This is a genomic window from Catellatospora vulcania (genome assembly GCF_009720385.1).
In the GTDB taxonomy this organism is placed as follows: Bacteria; Actinomycetota; Actinomycetes; order Mycobacteriales; family Micromonosporaceae; genus Catellatospora; species Catellatospora vulcania.
On record NZ_WARX01000001.1, the window covers coordinates 1,286,680 to 1,303,121 of the forward strand.

The following is a 16,442-nucleotide window of genomic DNA, read 5'->3' on the forward strand; positions in this document are numbered from 1 at the left end:
GAAGGCAGCGACAGCCAACCGGCAGCCGCTCCCAGCTAGATCAAGTCAAGTGCCGCTGCCGTACTAACGGGCGTCGCGCTGACGGCGGGCGCGCTCGAACTCGGCGACATCCGACATCCAGGGACCGTGCTGTTCGAGTGCGGCGCAGCCGCCGCGGACGAAGGCGCTCACCAGGTTCCGGTACCCGCCGATCCCGTCGACCAGGCTGTACTCGACCCGGTACTGCGGCTCCGACCCGGCTTGCCCGGGTCGGACCGTCGTGATCCGGGCGATGGAGTCCGCGTAGAAGTGCAGCTGGATCCCCTCGCCCATCTCCTCGTCCTCGATGGTGAACACTTCGTTGTCCCCGGCGGAGCGATCGGCGACGAACTCCCAGAACTCGGCGGAGGCAGTGCGGGGACCGCCCCGCAGCCACTTCTGCTCGCCGCCCTTGTCATCGGTGAACGACAGGGCCGTCTTGCGCGCACTCTCACCGAGGTCGGCGTGGTCGCCGGCAGCCTCTTCGTCGTCCACCTCGGGTGCGTTCCGGGAGCGGTCCGCGGCCTCGGAGCACAGCAGGAAGCTCACCGTGCGCACCGCGTCATCGGCCAGTTCGGGGTAAACGCGGCGCACGGCCGCGTCGACCGTCGCCGCCATCCGGTCCCAGTCGCGCTTGTCCGTGGCCCTTTTTCCCCGCCGCGGATCGAGGCCGATCCGCATCCCGTCACACGCCTGCTCCGCGGTGGCGATCACGCGCATGACCTGGGGCAGCAGCGCGGGGTCGACGGCATCGGGCGTCCGCCTCGGCACCGTCGCGCCATGCAGATACTGGCCCGTGAACCTCATAATCGCAGCGTCGAGTGCCCCCAGGACCACTCCGCGCTCGGCGCGACGGCGGTTCGCTTGATACTCCTGGGCACGCTTCCCGTTCGACCCTTCCGTCGGTGCACGCATCGCCGCGCAGATCTGACCGCGCTCCAGCAGATCGATGTCGGCACCATGGGCGACAAGCCGGCTCCGGTCCCACCGGATGCGCCCGAAGAGCGCGTCGACGTCCGCGGGCGGGGAGAGCAGGACCGGGTCCAGGAGCGCGACGGCAGCGTTCTCGTCGAGCCGGCCCCGGGTTCCGGCGGCCTCGCACAGCGGAAGGACCGCGCTCCACAACAGCAGGTGTCTGGCCAGATCCTCCCGGATCACCGCAAGATGGGCTTCCCCGATCGGGAACGTGAACGTGCGAGGCTCATGGTTGGCGTCGGCCCCGGCGGCGAGCATCAGCTTCAGCTCGCCGTCCTCGCGGATCACGTTCGGCATCCAGCCGCTGCGGCGTGTGAAAACGATGTCCGTCATAGCTCAGGCTTCCCCAGCGCGGCACCGGCTGGACAGGGTCGCGTCGGGTCCACGCCGTGAACCACGGCGATGCAGCCCACCCCGCATCGTGTGTTCACGACCACCGGGCACATTCGGCGGCGAGGCGTGGGTCGGTGCGCACCCAGACTTCGCCCCCGGCGGCCCCGGCCGGGGCGTCGACTCGTTCGAGACCGAGGAATTCGATCAACTGGAGCAGTGCGGCTCGTTCGGCTCGGTCATCGTCGACATCATGCGAGTCGAAGAAGACGTAGTACTGGTCGCTCGGGTCGACGCAGCCCGAATCTGCCCAGATCCGAGCGACTTCTCCGATCGCCGCCGCTTCCGTCGTGATCGTGGCGGCGCGGGCGGCGCCGCGGGTCTCCGGTGACGCGTCGAGGTCGGCGAGGTCGGCGAACCACTGGCCGAAGCGGTCGAGGCCGGCATAGCCGTTCTCGAAGAACAGCATCGCGCTCGGAAGGTAGCGATTGACCCGGTCGACCTGGAGGTATTCCGACCGGGGTCGGTCCGCATCCTTGCTCCGGGAGATCACACCCAGCCGGGGCATGAGCACCAGACTCTGCCTCGCCGGCTCATCCCTGATGGTGTAGGTGTCAGACTCGCGAACCCGGAAGAACGCAGAGAACGCCAGGTAGGCCTCCTGAGCGTCACCCACGGAGACTTGTTGATCGTCGCCGTCACCGACAGCGAAGACGAACTGCTTCGGTCCGGGACTGTAGGGGCGGGCCATGTGCGTCCTTCGTTCACGTGTGACAGGCCCACCAGTGTAGTGGATCAGGGCGGACGTGCCCGCGGCCCTGATCATGGGCGTGCTGTGCGCCGGCCCTGCGCGAGCGGCCGGCCGCCCGCGAGCCCTGAACCGGAGCCGGCCCGGAAGCGGACTCGCGCATGGCCGCCGGCTCACGTGACCGGCAGCGGTCGGGCCGGTCACGGCCGCCCGCGACATGGGGATCAGTCGAAGGATCTCTCCCAGCTCTCCTCAGGCAGCCAGTCGGCTGTCTCCAGGATGTTCGATCCATCGGCCAGCCATGCGCTCAGCCACTGCGCCAGGGTGATGTCGAGCTTGTAGCGGCTCCCCTGGTCCCACCACCACATTCGGCCGTCGGGGTGCCGGCAGTCCAGCAGTGCCCACATCGCGCAGCCGAAGTCGCAGAGAAACAGCACCTTCGGTGGAATCGGGGTCTCGCCGGCAGGCCATTCCGCTTCCTGGATCTCTCGGCAGGCGGTGACCATGTTGTTGCCGCCGTCGCTGACATGCCCGTGCGGCGGCAGGCCTTCGATCCCGACGAACGGTCCCACGCCCCCGTTGGCAACCTCTAGGTAGATACGTCGAAGCAGAGGTGGCAACGCGAACCCGAGGCCGGCTTCCGCTTCGTCGAGATCGGCTTGCGACACCACCAGCAGATCGGGAACGTATGCGGAATCGGTTGGCCGGCCCACGGCGACTCGGCCACGGAGCGCTTCGATGATCTCGTCCTCGGTCACCCGGCGATCATCCTCGGCGCCCTCGCGTGCCGCTACCCAGCACGCCCGACCGGGCCCGCCAGCAGCCCGGCACCGCTGGTGAAACGGCCTAGTCCTTTGCGTGGTCGAGCAGTCGCCGCACGTCCCGCACGTCGAACGGCGGGTCCCAGCCCAGGATGATGTGCGTGGCCCCAGCCGCCAGATAGCCCTCGTGGCCGTCGATCTCGTCAGGCCCGATCATCGTCGTGCGCTCGATCTCGGCCGGGTCGCGTCCCACCTTCGCGCACCACTGGTCGAGCACCGCGTTCTTGTGCGCGAAGCGCTCGGGCGAGCCGAAGTCGTTCCACATGTCGGCCCGCTCGGCGACGATACGCAGCGTCACCTTCTCGCCGCCGCCGCCGATCAGCAGCGGGATCGCCGGGGCGGGCGGGTTGAGCCGCGGCAGCCGCTGCTGGATCCGCCCCGTGGCCGCCTCCAGCCCGCGCAGCCGGCCCGGGGCGGTGCCGAACTCGTAGCCGAACTCGGTGTAGTCGCGTTCGAACCATCCGGCGCCCAGCCCCACCACCAGCCGTCCACCGCTGAGCTGGTCGACGGTGCCGGCCATGGCGGCCACCAGGTCCGGATTGCGGTAGCCGTGGCAGCTGACCAGGGGACCGAACCGGACCCGGCTGGTGTCGGCGGCGATCGCGGCGAGCATCGTCCAGCATTCGTAGTGCGCACCGTCGGGATCGCCGTAGAGCGGGTAGAAGTGGTCCCAGTTCCAGACCGAGTCCACGCCCAGCTCCTCGGCCGCCCGCCACGCCTCCCGCAGCTGGTCCATCGAGCAGTGCTGCGGCCTGACCTGCACCCCGACCTTGAACCTGGCCATGCGCTCCACCTCCACCGGGCAGCCGTCGCCGAACAGGTCCGTTCAGCCGTTACAGTGTCCATTCCACACAGCGCCCCGGCATCTTCCGGATTGCTTTTCCGGGACCGTCGGAAAAGGCCTTTCGGCACGTTGGAAGAAGTGTTCGCTAAGCGCTGTGGATACGCTCGGACAAGCGCCGTGAATGATCGGCGTCACCGGTGCGCAGGAGTGCCGGTGTACGTATCTCCCATTTCTGTGGAGGCCCGCGATGGGTAAATGTCCGATCGTGCTGGACCGGACCGGTAAAGACATCCACGCCGAGGCGGCCCGGATCCGGGCCGAAGGGCCGGTGACCCGGGTAGAGGTGCCCGGTGGCTACCTGGCCTGGTCGGTGACCAACTACACGGTGGGCAGGCAGATCCTGGCCGACCCGCGATTCTCCAAGAACGCCAGGGAGCACTGGCCGGCCCTGATGAACGGCGAGGTTCCGGATGACTGGGAGCTCATCACCTGGGTGAAGATGGACAACGTCACGACCCGCGAGGGCGCCGACCACGACCGCCTACGCAAGCTGGTCGCGCACGCGTTCGCCCCCCGGCAGGTGCAGGCCGCCCGCGGCCACATCGAGAAGCTGGTGGCGGGACTGCTCGACGACCTGGAGCGGGTGCCGGCCGGCGAGGTCGTGGACATCAAAGGCCAGTTCACCTACCTGCTGACCGCGCTGGTCATCTGCGACCTGTTCGGGGTGCCGCCGCAGGCCCGCGACAGGATGCTGCAGGGCGCGGTCACCAACAGCAAGACCACCAACACGCGCGAGGAGTCCGGGGCCAACCTGCACCAGTGGCACGAGGCCATGGAGGAACTCGTCGCGGACAAGAAGGCCAACCCGGGCACGGACCTCACCAGCGTGCTGGTCCAGGCCAAGGAAGACGGCTCGATGATGACCAACGACGAGCTGGTGGGCACGCTGCACGTCATGCTCGGCGCCGGCTCGGAGACGCTGGGCAACGTCATGTCCCACCTCGTCGTCGACCTGCTGGAGAACCCGCAGCAGCTGGAGCTGGTCCGCAGCGGGCAGTACACCTGGGAGGACGCGTTCGCCGAGGCGCTGCGCAAGGACGCGGCCATCGCCCAGTTGCCGTTCCGCTACGCCACCGAGGACGCCGAGATCGCCGGGGTCCACATCGCCAAGGGCGACCTGGTGCTGATCGCCTACGCCGGCATCGGCCGCGACCCGGAGCTGCACGGCGATACCGCGGACCAGTTCGACCTCACCCGCGCCGACAAGACCAACCTCGCCTTCGGCCACGGCCCGCACTACTGCCTTGGCCGGTCGCTTGCCACCATGCAGGCGATGATCGCCATGCCGGCGCTGTTCGAGCGCTTCCCCAACATGCAGCTGGCCGTTCCGGTGTCCGAGATTCCGCCACAGGGCACCTTCATCATGAACGGCTACGGCAGCGTCCCGGTGTACCTCAACGCTCCGGTGCCCGCGCTCGCCTGACCGCCGCCACCGCGCCCCGGCCCCCCGCCAGGTGCCGGGGCGCAACCATGTGCGGCACCGGCCGGTGTCGAGAGCGGGCCCGCCGGCTCCGACTACCCCATGAAGGCGCCCGACAGGGCGACTCGTGGAGAGGAGCGGAAATGGTGCCACAGGTCGTTTCGCCGCAGGAGTGGCTGGCGGCCCGCAAGGAGCTGCGCCACCGCGAAGGTGAGCTGCTCAAGGTCCGTGACGAGGTCAACGCCGCCCGCCTGCAGCTGCCGGCGGTGGTGGTCGACAAGGAATACGTCTTCGAGGGACCGGCGGGCAAGGCGACGCTGATCGACCTGTTCGAGGGGCGCAGTCAGCTCATCGTGCAGCACTTCATGTTCGACCCGGCGTGGGACGAGGGCTGCAGGCACTGCTCGATGCTCAGCGACGGCATCGGCGACACGTCGCACCTGCACGCCCTGGACACGACGCTGGCCATCGTGTCGCGCGCGCCGTACTCGAAGATCGGCCCGTTCCACCAGCGCATGGGCTGGCAGGTGCCGTGGTATTCGTCGTACGGCACGATGTTCAACTACGACTACCACGCCACGCTCGACGAGTCGGTTGCCCCGGTGGAGTACGACTACCAGGACATGGACACACTCGCCGCGCACGGCAACTGGTTCACCGAGGGTGAGGCCGGCGGGATGAGCGTCTTCGTGCGCGACGGAGACCGCGTGCTGCACACCTACTCGTGCTACGGCGACGGCATCGACGTGTTCCACAATACGTTCAACTACCTGGACCTGACGCCGAGCGGCCGCCCGGCCGAGCGGCCGTGGCTGCGCCACCACGACCGCTACCGGCGGTAGGCGACCTCCGGCGCGGCCGGCTGAGCCCGTACACGCGTACGCCGCCACCGACGGTGGCGGCGTAGGCGTGCCAGGGCGGGCTAGCCGTTGACGGCGGCCCGGTAGTAGTCGAGCACGGACGTGTGGATCGGCTTCCAGCCCAGCTCCCGGCGGGTCTTGTCGGCGCTGACGATGTGGTCCATCAGGTACAGCTCTTCGATGACCCGGATCTCCTCGGGCGATTCGCGGTCGGCCGGCCAGCACACGGCGTGGCCGCCCGCGATGGCGGCGGCCAGCTCGTCGATGGTGACGTTGTCGGTGACGCCGTTCCAGGCGGTGCCCGGTGCGGCGTGCTGCGCGACGAGGACGTACAGGTCGGCCAGGTCCTCGACGTGCACGGCCGGCCAGTGGATGCCGCGGCGGCCCAGGTACACCCCGGCCCCGACCCGCTCCTGCAGGGGCACCATCATGTCCTGGACCACGCCGCCGCCGTTGCCGTAGATCAGGCCCGGCCGCACCAGCATGCCGCCGCCGGCCAGGACCCGCCGCTCCACGTCGGCGCGCCAGGCGACGACCGCGGGCGGGACGGGCACGGTGTCCTCGTGGGTGTGGCCGGGGCCGAGCACGTCCGCGCCGGAGGTGTGGATCAGCCGGGCGCCGGTGTCCATGATCGCCTCGGCGCCGACGCTTTCCAGATCGCCCTCGATCCGGCCGATCTGCACCACGATGTCGAACCCCCGTGCGGCGGCCGCCAGCGAGGGCGGGTCGGCCAGGTCGCCCGGCACCGGGCGGTACTGCTGCGGAACCGGCTTGCCGCCGGGACGCTGCAGGGCGGCAACCCGGTATCCGGCTCGGGCCAGCGCGGCGGCCGTGTAGCCGCCCGCGTAACCCGTTGCGCCGATGACCAGGACATCGGTCTCGTGCGGGTCCTTGAAGTTCACTGTCGTCTCCGTTCTGTCGAGGGCCGACCGGATCGCGGGTCACCGCACCGGTTGCAGGCCCTGGCCGGTGAGCAGGAAGGCCGGGGCGTCACCGCTGGCGGTGCCCGACGCCAGGCGCAGCAGCGCGGCCCCGGCGAGCTGCGGGGTCAACGCGGGGCCGAGCCGGGTCTGGAACTCCTCCACGCTGATCCCGGCCCGCTCGGCGTACGCCTCGACGGCCGGCCGGCCCAGCGCGGTCTCGCCGGTGAGCTGCGGTAGCACGGTCGTGACGGTGAGCCCGAGACCGGCGCGCGCCGACTCCTCGGCGGCGTATTCGGCCAGGAACCGCACGGTGGCCTTCGCCCCGGCGTAACCGCCGCTGATCGGCGAGCCGCGCAGTGCGGCGCCGCTGCTGACGACGATGACGCGGCTGCCGGGGCGCAGCGGCCGCAGCAGCGCCTCACGCAGCCACGTGTAGGCGATACGCACGTCGCTGTGCCAGTTGACGGAGAACGTCTCCCAGCTCTGCTGCGTCAGCGGCCGCAGCACCGGCAGCGCCCCCGCGACCAGCACCAGCACCTCGGGATCGTGTTGTTTGAGCAGGTCGGCGGCGCGCCCGGGATCGGCGGCGTCGGCGGTCTCCACGGTCAGCTCCGGCCGCTGCCCGGCCAGGGCGCGCAGCGGCGAGGTGTCGCGGGCCAGCGCGACCACCCGCGCCCCGGCGTCGAGGAACGCGTCGACTGCGCCACGGCCCAGGCCGCGGCTGGCGCCGACGATGAACACGGTCTGTCCGGACAGGTCTTCCATGGGGAATCGCCTCGCTTTTTCGCACACGGGATCCGCTATGGGCCAGGCTCACTCTACGCAGCCGCCGGTGCGATTCTTCTTCGAGATTGCGCACTGTCGCCAAGCGCAATCGGACCTCTTCTCCGGCCTGTTCCCGCCCGCTAGCGTGGCATTCGCCCGGGCGTTCGGAGTTGCTGTTCGCGGGCCCGGAACAACACGCCGTGCGCGCTTTCGCAAAGCTGCGGCGAATGACGTTCGCGAGCGAAATCGCCATGCCCAGGAGGAGGAATCCGTGCAAGCGACTCAAGCACCACAGCGCACCGAACTGGCCCGGCGAGCGGCGGATCTGGTGCCGCTGCTGCGCAAGAACAGCCTGTGGCAGGAGCAGAACCGCCGCCTGTCCGACGAGAGCGTCGAGGCGATGACGGCGGCCGGCATCTTCCGGATGCGCACGCCGGCCCGCTACGGCGGTTACGAGTCCGACGCGCACACCATGGTCGACGTCGGCATCGAACTCGGCCGCGGCGACGGCGCGTGCGCCTTCGACGTCGCCGCCTGGTGGATCACGTCGTGGAACGTCGGGCTGTTCCCCGACGAGGTGCAGGACGAGGTCTTCGCCGACCCCGACACGCGTATCGCCGGCACGCTGGCGCTCAACGGCACCGGCGTCGCCCGGCCCGGCGGCCTCGTCGTCAACGGGCAGTGGGCCTTCAACAGCGGCGCCGCGCACAGCAAGTACAAGCTGCTGTCCACGCTGATGATCCCGGCCGAGGGCGAGCCGGAGCCCGTGATGGCCGTGGTGCCGATGAAGTCGCTGCGGCTCATCGACGACTGGCACGTCTCCGCGCTGTCGGGCACGGGCAGCGTGTCGGCCGCGGCCGAGGACCTGTTCGTGCCGATGAGCCACGTGATGCGCATCGCCGCCTTCACCGCGGGGGAGTACGGCTCGAAGCTCAACATCGACCTGCCGATGTTCCGCGCCCCGCTGGTCGGCGCGGTGGCCGCGTCGACCTCGGGCAAGATGATCGGCATGGCCCGCGCGGCCTCCGAGCACTTCTACGACCGCATCAACCGCCGCCCGATCGCCAACACCACCTACGAGCGGCAGGCCGACGCGCCGATCACCCACCTGCAGGCGGCCGACGCCGCCCTCAAGATCGACGAGGCGGAGGGACACGCCCGGCGCATCGCGACCATGGTCGACGAGAAAGGCCTGACCGGGCAGGAGTGGACACTGCAGGAGCGGGCGTTCGCGCGCGCGGTCGGCGGCCGGGTGCCGCAGCTGACCGCCGAGGCGGTCGACCTGCTCGCCGGCGGGCTGGGCGCGTCCTCGATCTACCTCAACGACCCGGTCCAGCGCATCCGCCGCGACGTGCGCGCGGTGACCCTGCACGCGCTGCACCTGCCCACCACGACGCTGGAGCTGTACGGCCGGGTGCTGTGCGGCCTGGAGCCCAACACCTTCTTCGTCTGAGCCACGACGCCCCGCGGCGGGGGGGGGGCGGCGGCGGCGGCGGCCCCCCCCGGGGGGGGGGGGGGGGACAAGACGCCCCTCCTTCTCCTCACCCCCCCCGCCCGGCGGGGGGCGCCCCGGGTACCCGGGGCCGCCCGCCGCGGGGCGTCTGCGGATCTCACATGCGCAACTCGGACGGGTCCACCACCGGGCGCAGCTCGACGCCGCCGGCCCGCACGTCCGGGAAACGCCGCGCCAGCTCCAGCGCCCGCTCCGGCGTCGCGCAGTCGAGCACGAAATAGCCGGCCAGATGCTCCTTGACGTCGGCAAACGGCCCGTCGGTCGCGGCCAGCACCCCTTCGCGCATGCGCAGCGCGATGCTGTGCGCCGGGTCGCCCAGCGCCGCCGAGTCCACCAGCTCGCCGGTCTCGGTCAGCTCCTTGAGCAGCGTCTGGAACTCGCTGGCCCGCTCCGCGCGCTCCTGCTCGGACAGCGGACCGCTCTGCAGAAACATCGGATGCTGCCACGTGCTCGGGTTGTTGTAGATGAGCACCACGTACTTCATGCGCTGGATCTCCGGTCACGTCGATGAGCCGGCACGGGGAGCCGCCCAGGCGAGCCTAGCCCGGCCCACCGCGCCAGGACGCCTTCCATGACGGCGTGTCTGCTCACCGATATCGAATACTGTCACTGCAGCCCGGGTGCGGCCCGATGTCGAAATCCGCCACCACGGCGACGACTCATCTGTGACGGCGCGATCGGGCGCCGCCGCACAACGAGCAACAGCTGAGCCCGCAGGGCGGCCGCAGGCCGGCCCGTCGCACCCAGGAGAGTCCGCCGTGCTGAAGTGCAGCGTCATCATCCCCACATACAACCGCAGACACCTGCTGCGCCGTACCCTCGATTCGCTCACCCGGCAGGACCTGCCCCGTACCGAGTACGAAGTGCTCGTCTGCGACGACGGCTCCGACGACGGCACCGCCGAGCTGGTCGCCGGCTACACGGACCGGATCGACGTCCGCCACCTCTACCAGCAGGACCTGGGGTCACGGGCCGCCGCCGCGCGCAACATGGGGATCGCCGCCGCCCGCGCCGAGTTGTGCGTGTTCCTCGACGACGGCGTCGTGGCCGGATCCGGCTTCCTGCGCGCACACGTCGCCACCCACGAGGCGGCCGACGGCCCGCTCGCGCTGATCGGCTACGTGTGGGCCTACACCCCGCACCATGACGTCAGCGCCGAGGACAGCGCACACATGCAGCAGATCCTCGACGACGCCGACGACGACGCCCTCATCGGCTGGCTGCGCGCCGAGGGCAGGATGCCCGACCTGCGCGAGGAGTACTACGCCAAGTACGGCGACGACTTCGGCGACGAGCCCGCACCGTGGTCGATCTTCTGGACCTGCAACGTGTCCGCCCCCACCACGCTCATCCGCGCGGTCGGCGGGTTCGACGAGTCGTTCCGCAACTGGGGCGGCGAGGACTGCGACCTGGGCTACCGGCTGCACCGCGCAGGCGCCTACTTCGCGCTGTGCCGCGACGCCGCCGCGGTGCACCTGCCGCACCCCGCGGCCAGCAAGAGCGGTGAAGGCGACAACTACGACTACATGGCCGACAAGTACCGCACCCCGATCATGGAACTGCTGCGCAGGTTCACCAGCATGGAGGTGCACCCCTTCAACATCAACGACGTCATCAAGGCCGAGAACCTGCCCAGCTGCGCCGAGTACGAGCGGCAGGTGACCGCCCGATGAGATGGCTCGCCCGGCGGACCGCGGAGCGGTGGGAGATCGCCAAACTGACCCGGCACGCCGGGCCCGGCCTGATCTCCGCCCTGGCCGCGGTCTACCTCGTGCTCGGGGTGCTGCCCGTGGTGTTCGTCGTCGCCACCAGCGTCATGCTCGGCAAGGTGCCGCAGGCGGTCGAGGCGGGCCTCGACTCGCCCGAGTGGACGTCGCTGGTGCGGGCGTTCCTGGTCGGCGCCGCGGCCTTCGTCGGCCAGCAGCTGCTCGCCCCCGTGGCCGCGCTGCTGCGCGAGCTGGCTGCACGCCGCGTCGACGGCGTGCTGTTCCGCGGGTTGATGGAGGCGGCGCTGCGCAGCCCCGGCATCAGCCCGCTGGAGGACCAGGACACCCTCGACGAGCTGCGCAACGCCGCCCGTGAACTGGAGTTCGGCTTCCAGAGCCCAGGACAGGCCGTGCCCGGTCTGCTGTCGCTGCTGGCCAGGTACGTCGCGCTGGCCGGCTACGCGGCCGTGGTCGGGTACGCCTTCTCCTGGCCGGCCGCGGCCGGGCTGGTCACCGCGGTGCTGCTGTTCCGCTACGGCCAGCGCGGCGGGCTGCGCAAGTACGTCAAGGTGCGGTTCGCCTCGGCGGGCGCGTCCCGCCGGCTCGACTACGTCCGCGGACTGGCCGTCGACAGCGCGGCAGCCAAGGAGATCCGGGTGTTCGGGCTGGTCGGCTGGCTGCGCGAGCAGCTCGCCGAGGCGTACGCGGGCCTGCTGGGCCCGGTGCGGGCGGCGCGGCGCAAGGCGTACCTGTGGCCGTTCGTGTGGTTCACGCTGTGGGGGGTGACCGTGGCCGTCGCCATCTTCGCGGGCCTCGGCGCGACCGCCGCCGACGGCGTCACGCTCACCACGTTCGTGCTGGTGGTCCAGGCTGTCCTGGGGGCGCTACGGCTGTCGGAGTACTACGCCGAGGCCGACACCCAGACCTGCGTCGGCATGTACGGCTACCGGGCGTACCAGCAGTTCACGGCACGTATCGACGCCACGGTGCCGGACGCCGAAGCCACCCGCGACACCTCCCCGGCCCCGGAACCGGTCTCCGAGATCCGGTTCGCCGACGTCAGCTTCGGCTACCCGGGCCAGGACCGGCAGATCCTGTCGGGGCTGAACCTCACCATCCCCGTGGGCAGGTGCACGGCACTGGTCGGCGTCAACGGCGCCGGCAAGACCACGATCGTGAAGCTGCTGGCCCGGCTGTACGAACCGGACAGCGGTGCGATCCTGCTCGACGGTGTGGACATCCGCACCTACACCGTCGACCAGTGGCGGGCCCGGCTCGGCATCATCTTCCAGGACTTCGCCCGGTTCGAGGCGTCGGTCGCCGACAACATCACCTTCGGGGCGGTGGCAGCACGCTCCGACCACGACGGAGCGCGCAGCGCGGCCGAGGCGGTCGGACTCGGCGAGCTGCTCGCACAGCTGCCGCTGGGGCTGGACACGCCGCTGGCCCGGCACCTGTCCGGCGGAGTGGAGCTGTCCGGCGGGCAGTGGCAGCGCGTCGCGCTGGCCAGGGCCCTGTTCGCGCTGCGCCACGGCGCGCCCGTGGTGGTCCTGGACGAGCCGACCGCCAGCCTCGACGTGCGGGCAGAGGCACGTTTCTTCGACGAGTTCGCCGGACTCACCCAGGGAGCGACCACCTTGCTGATCTCACACCGGTTCTCCAGCGTGCGCCGCGCCGACAACATCGTGGTGCTGGCCGACGGCGGCGTGCTGGAACAGGGCTCACACGAACAGCTGATGGCGCTGGGCGGCCGCTACCAGGAGCTGTTCACCCTGCAGGCCGACCGGTTCGTCGACGCGGAGGTGGACGCATGATCGAGGCGATCCGTGGTTCCGGGCACCTGCTGGCGACGGCCTGGCGGATGGACCGCCGCCGCGCCGTGGTCGCGGTCGTGCTGATGCTCGCCGGTGCGCTGGCCGCGCCGCTGATGGCGTACGTGCTGGGCGCGATGACCGGTGAGGTGGTCACCGGCGACGCGGCCGGCGCGGTCCGCAGCGGTGCGATCGTGGCGGTGCTGGCCATCGCGATGCTGACCTTTTCCCACTTCGCCCACATCGCGTACTTCGAGCTGGCGGAGATGGCCGAGCAGGACTTCGACGAACAGCTGATGGCCGTGTCGAACGGCTCGCCGGGCATCGAGCACCACGAGCGGCCCGAGCTCGCCGACGAGATCACGGTGCTGCGCCAGGAGGGGCGGCAGCTGGAAGGGGCGATGGACGCCCTGATGAACGGGCTCGGCCTGGTGCTGGCGATGGCGGTCACCGGGGTGCTGCTGGCCCGGGTCAACCCGCTGCTGCTGCTCCTGCCGCTGGCGGCGATCCCCCCGCTGGTGGCGGGCCGGGCGGCCGAGCGCATCCGGGACCGGGCCCGCACCGCGACGGCCGAGCCGACCCGCGTCGCGCTGAACCTGTTCCACCTGTCCACGTCGGCGACGGTCGCCGGCGAGCTGCGCGTGTTCCAGCTCAGCCGGGACCTGGTCGACCGCCATGAGCGGCAGTGGGCCCGGGCCACCAGCGGGCTGGCCCGGGGCCACTTCCTCGCCACCGTGGTCCACTCGGTGGGGCAGGTCGTGTTCGCGCTGGCCTACGTCGCGGCCGTGCTGCTGGTGGTGCGCGACGCGATGAGCGGCCGGGGCGGCGTCGGTGACGTGGTCCTCGTGATCGTGCTGGCCGTTCAGGTCAACCAGCAGGTGACCACGGCGGTCACGCTGCTGCAGACGCTGCAGCGCATGTCGGGCGCGTTCAGCCGGCTGCGGCGGCTGCGGGCCGAGGTCGTCGTGCCGGATCTCGGCGCGGACGCCGCCGACCTGCCCGAGCGGCTGCGCACCGGGATCACGCTGCGCGACGTGTCGTTCGCGTACCACGGCACCGGACGCCAGGTCCTGCACGGGGTCGACCTCACGATCCCGGCGGGTGCGCGGGTGGCCGTCGTGGGGGAGAACGGCGCGGGCAAGTCGACGCTCGTCAAGCTCCTGTGCGGGTTCTATCAGCCCACCAGCGGGCAGGTCCTGGTCGACGGCGTCGATCTCGCGGCGGTGCCGCCGCAGCGCTGGCGCGAGCGGATCGCGGCCGGCTTCCAGGACTTCGCGCGCTACGAGCTGGCGCTGCGGCGCAACGTCGGCCTCGGCGACCTGCCGCACGTCGACTCGGAGCCGCACGTGCGCGACGCCCTGGACCGGGCACAGGCCACCGCCGTGGCCGACGGGCTACCCGACGGCCTGGACACGCAGCTCGGTCGCAGCTGGACCGACGGCCAGGAGCTGTCGGGCGGCCAGTGGCAGCGGCTGGCGCTGGGCCGGGCGATGATGCGCGGTGAGCCGCTGCTGCTGGTGCTGGACGAACCGGCGTCGGCGCTGGACCCGGCCGCCGAGCACGCGCTGTTCGAGCGCTTCGCCGACCAGGCCGGACGGGTTTCGCAGGCATCCGGCGCCATCACCCTGTTCGTGTCGCACCGGTTCTCGACCGTGCGGATGGCCGACCTGATCATCGTGCTGCACGACGGCGAGGTAGCCGAGATCGGCGACCACGCGGCACTGGTCGCGGCCGGTGGCCTCTACGCGGAGCTGTTCGCGCTGCAGGCCCGCGCCTACAGCTGACCGGTCGGGCAGGGCCGCCGCCTCCGGCGGCCCTGCCCGGTGCTCAGCCCGCGGTCATGCCGGGGCCGAGCAGCTCCACCTTGCGGCCGATGCGGTGCGCCTCGGTCAGGATGTGCTCGCGCCAGGTGTCCCACAGCCCGGACAGCCGGGACGTGACCAGCACCGTGTCGACCGACTGGTCCGCCAGCAGGGTGCGCACGCCCACCGCGTGCAACCCCGTGTGGGCGGTGCCCGCGGTGGCCCGGCGCACCAGCGCGGCGTCGAAGTCGGCCACGACCGAGGGCGGCAGCTGCGGCGGCAGCACCGCGCCCGCGCCGAACACGGCGATCCGCTCACCCGCGCCGATCCGGGCCACCGCCTGGGCCAGCTCGTCGGCGACGTCGACGTCAGCCACCTGCTCCGACCAGCGTTGCAGCTCCAGCCACGTCGGCTGCCACCGCCAGTACTCGTCGTCGGCGCACAGGACGTAACCCATCTCGATCACCGGCTCGGGATACTTGCGCAGGAACTTGAACGTGTTCGCGACCATCTCCGGCCACCGCTTGGACATGTCGCGCTCGTGCGGCCACTCGATGATCCAGGCGTCGGTGGCGAAGTGGAAGGCGACCCCGGCACGCTGGAGCTTGAACCCCATCTCCAGGTCCTCGCAGCCCCAGCCGGTCATGTCCTCGTCGAAGCCCCCCACGGCGTGGAAGTCCTCGGCCCGCATGGAGCAGTTGAGGGCGAAGAACAGCTGCCACGGCAGGGGCATCGCATCGAAGGCGAAGTCCCACTCGGCCAGCGGCTCGTGACGGATGTCGCGGAAGGCCGGCAGGTCCCGGTACTTGGCCAGGACCTGCTCCGGGGGCATCGCGGCCAGGTCCCGGTCCAGCCCTTCCAGCGCCGGATACCGCGGGTCATAGCCCCAGGCGTAACCGCAGACGGTGCGCCGCTGCGGCACGTCGTGCGCGACCAGGTGGCGCTCGACCAGGTCAGGGGCGATCATCCCGCCCCCGTCGAGGAAGATCAGCAGGTCGGCTTCGGCGAGCTTGGCCGCGTTGTTGCGGGCGAGGCTGACCCGGTCGCCGAGGTCCTCCTGGAACCAGTACTTCAGGCGCAGCGCCTCGGTGAAGGAGGCGACCACGTCGGCGGTGTCGTCGGCGGAGCCGTCGTCGGAGACGATCACCTCGAACTCGGTCAGCGGCACGGTCTGGCGGGTGAGCTGCTCCAGCATCAGGCGCAGCAGGTCCGCGCGGTTGTAGGTCGGGATGATGACCGACGCCCTGGGCGTCGGCGCGCTGTCGCTCATGTTCTACCTTTCGTCGTCCGGCCGCCCCGTGCGCCGTCGTCGCGGGGCGGCCCGGCGGTGTGCATGTCGCAGAACGTGCAGTTCAGCTGGCCCAGCCGAGACCGGCGATGCGGTGCAGCAGGTCGCCGTCCGGGCGCTCGCGCGCGCGGGCGTGGTAGACGCAGCCGTCGTCGCCGCGGCGGAACAGGCTCACCGCGGTGGCGGACCGGCCCGCGGCCGTGCCGGTGTGGAAGTCGGCGGTGAAGTCGCCGCGGCAGCAGTACCACCCAGCCGCTGTCGACGGTGGCAGCGGTCCGCCGACGACGACGGCGAAGGACGTGTGCCACAGCGGGCGCAGCCGGGTGAGGCAGTCCAGGACGAGCAGCTCGGCCCGCACGTCCCCGCCACGGCCCGGATCCGGCACGACGTGGTACACGACCAGCCGCGACCGGCCCGCGAACAGGTCGCCGAGGCGCACCGGGCCGCTCGGCCCGGCCAGCTCGTAGACGCGGTCGACCCGGACCAGCTGCTGCGCGGGGCCGTCCGCGTCGTGCAGGTCTTGCCTCACAGTCGACCTCCTGCGTCGGTGGCGTCTGGCCTAGCCGGCCCGGTTCACCTGCCGGGCCGCGTTCGCCGCCCATAGGTGAGTCGCAGCAG

Annotated in this window: 15 protein-coding genes; 6 read left to right on the forward strand and 9 right to left on the reverse strand. The window is 71.1% G+C overall.

What is annotated here, in order from left to right; genetic code table 11:
* Positions 1–63: 63 nt before the first annotated feature.
* The 4 genes from F6W97_RS25015 to F6W97_RS25030 all read right to left on the reverse strand — a co-directional run bounded on the left by F6W97_RS25015 (position 64) and on the right by F6W97_RS25030 (position 3,676).
* Entirely contained in the window at positions 64–1,326 is a 1,263-nt protein-coding gene (locus F6W97_RS25015; RefSeq protein ID WP_155372827.1) for a DUF6357 family protein, read from the reverse strand.
* Positions 1,327–1,420: 94 nt separating this feature from the next.
* Positions 1,421–2,074, reverse strand: a complete 654-nt coding sequence (locus F6W97_RS25020) for a hypothetical protein (RefSeq protein WP_155372828.1) — start codon at positions 2,072–2,074, stop codon at positions 1,421–1,423.
* A 221-nt stretch (positions 2,075–2,295) separates the two neighbouring features.
* Complete coding sequence (locus tag F6W97_RS25025) at positions 2,296–2,829, reverse strand: SMI1/KNR4 family protein (protein ID WP_196279299.1); 534 nt, start codon at positions 2,827–2,829, stop codon at positions 2,296–2,298.
* Positions 2,830–2,917: 88 nt separating this feature from the next.
* On the reverse strand, positions 2,918–3,676 hold the full coding sequence (locus F6W97_RS25030; RefSeq protein ID WP_155372830.1) for an LLM class F420-dependent oxidoreductase: 759 nt from the start codon (positions 3,674–3,676) through the stop codon (positions 2,918–2,920).
* A 247-nt stretch (positions 3,677–3,923) separates the two neighbouring features.
* Between F6W97_RS25030 and F6W97_RS25035 the strand changes: the two genes are divergently transcribed.
* Together F6W97_RS25035 and F6W97_RS25040 are read left to right on the forward strand one after the other, a co-directional pair.
* Positions 3,924–5,159, forward strand: a complete 1,236-nt coding sequence (locus tag F6W97_RS25035; RefSeq protein ID WP_155372831.1) for a cytochrome P450 family protein — start codon at positions 3,924–3,926, stop codon at positions 5,157–5,159.
* A 140-nt stretch (positions 5,160–5,299) separates the two neighbouring features.
* The gene (locus tag F6W97_RS25040) at positions 5,300–5,998 is read left to right on the forward strand and encodes a DUF899 domain-containing protein (RefSeq protein WP_155372832.1); all 699 of its coding nucleotides are present in this window, start codon (positions 5,300–5,302) and stop codon (positions 5,996–5,998) included.
* Between the two features lie 80 nt (positions 5,999–6,078).
* Here F6W97_RS25040 and F6W97_RS25045 read toward each other — a convergent pair whose 3' ends face one another.
* Both F6W97_RS25045 and F6W97_RS25050 read right to left on the reverse strand, forming a co-directional pair.
* Positions 6,079–6,918, reverse strand: coding sequence for an NAD-dependent epimerase/dehydratase family protein (locus F6W97_RS25045; RefSeq protein ID WP_155372833.1), 840 nt, complete (start codon positions 6,916–6,918; stop codon positions 6,079–6,081).
* Between the two features lie 39 nt (positions 6,919–6,957).
* Positions 6,958–7,704 carry an SDR family NAD(P)-dependent oxidoreductase gene (locus F6W97_RS25050; RefSeq protein ID WP_155372834.1) on the reverse strand — a complete coding sequence of 249 codons (747 nt, stop codon included), beginning with the start codon at positions 7,702–7,704 and terminating at the stop codon, positions 6,958–6,960.
* Positions 7,705–7,975: 271 nt separating this feature from the next.
* Here F6W97_RS25050 and F6W97_RS25055 point away from each other — a divergent pair, with 271 nt between their 5' ends.
* Positions 7,976–9,157 (forward strand): acyl-CoA dehydrogenase family protein, encoded by a 1,182-nt coding sequence (locus F6W97_RS25055; RefSeq protein WP_155372835.1) that lies wholly within the window; start codon positions 7,976–7,978, stop codon positions 9,155–9,157.
* 157 nt (positions 9,158–9,314) lie between these two features.
* On the opposite strand, the gene F6W97_RS25060 is transcribed toward F6W97_RS25055, so the two are convergent.
* Positions 9,315–9,701: a YciI family protein gene (locus F6W97_RS25060; protein WP_155372836.1), complete on the reverse strand. Its 387-nt coding sequence runs from the start codon at positions 9,699–9,701 to the stop codon at positions 9,315–9,317.
* A gap of 274 nt (positions 9,702–9,975) precedes the next feature.
* Here F6W97_RS25060 and F6W97_RS25065 point away from each other — a divergent pair, with 274 nt between their 5' ends.
* Genes F6W97_RS25065 through F6W97_RS25075 form a run of 3 tightly spaced genes read left to right on the forward strand, consistent with a single transcriptional unit; the run spans position 9,976 to position 14,518 of the window.
* Positions 9,976–10,890 carry a glycosyltransferase gene (locus F6W97_RS25065; protein WP_155372837.1) on the forward strand — a complete coding sequence of 305 codons (915 nt, stop codon included), beginning with the start codon at positions 9,976–9,978 and terminating at the stop codon, positions 10,888–10,890.
* Complete coding sequence (locus tag F6W97_RS25070; RefSeq protein ID WP_155372838.1) at positions 10,887–12,737, forward strand: ABC transporter ATP-binding protein; 1,851 nt, start codon at positions 10,887–10,889, stop codon at positions 12,735–12,737. Before F6W97_RS25065 ends, F6W97_RS25070 begins: the two co-directional genes overlap by 4 nt.
* Entirely contained in the window at positions 12,734–14,518 is a 1,785-nt protein-coding gene (locus F6W97_RS25075) for an ABC transporter ATP-binding protein (RefSeq protein ID WP_155372839.1), read from the forward strand. The genes F6W97_RS25070 and F6W97_RS25075 overlap by 4 nt, the downstream gene beginning before the upstream one ends.
* Before the next feature lie 43 nt (positions 14,519–14,561).
* Here F6W97_RS25075 and F6W97_RS25080 read toward each other — a convergent pair whose 3' ends face one another.
* Together F6W97_RS25080 and F6W97_RS25085 are read right to left on the reverse strand one after the other, a co-directional pair.
* Complete coding sequence (locus F6W97_RS25080; RefSeq protein WP_155372840.1) at positions 14,562–15,806, reverse strand: glycosyltransferase; 1,245 nt, start codon at positions 15,804–15,806, stop codon at positions 14,562–14,564.
* An 82-nt stretch (positions 15,807–15,888) separates the two neighbouring features.
* Positions 15,889–16,353: a DUF899 family protein gene (locus F6W97_RS25085; RefSeq protein WP_155372841.1), complete on the reverse strand. Its 465-nt coding sequence runs from the start codon at positions 16,351–16,353 to the stop codon at positions 15,889–15,891.
* Positions 16,354–16,442: the final 89 nt, after the last annotated feature.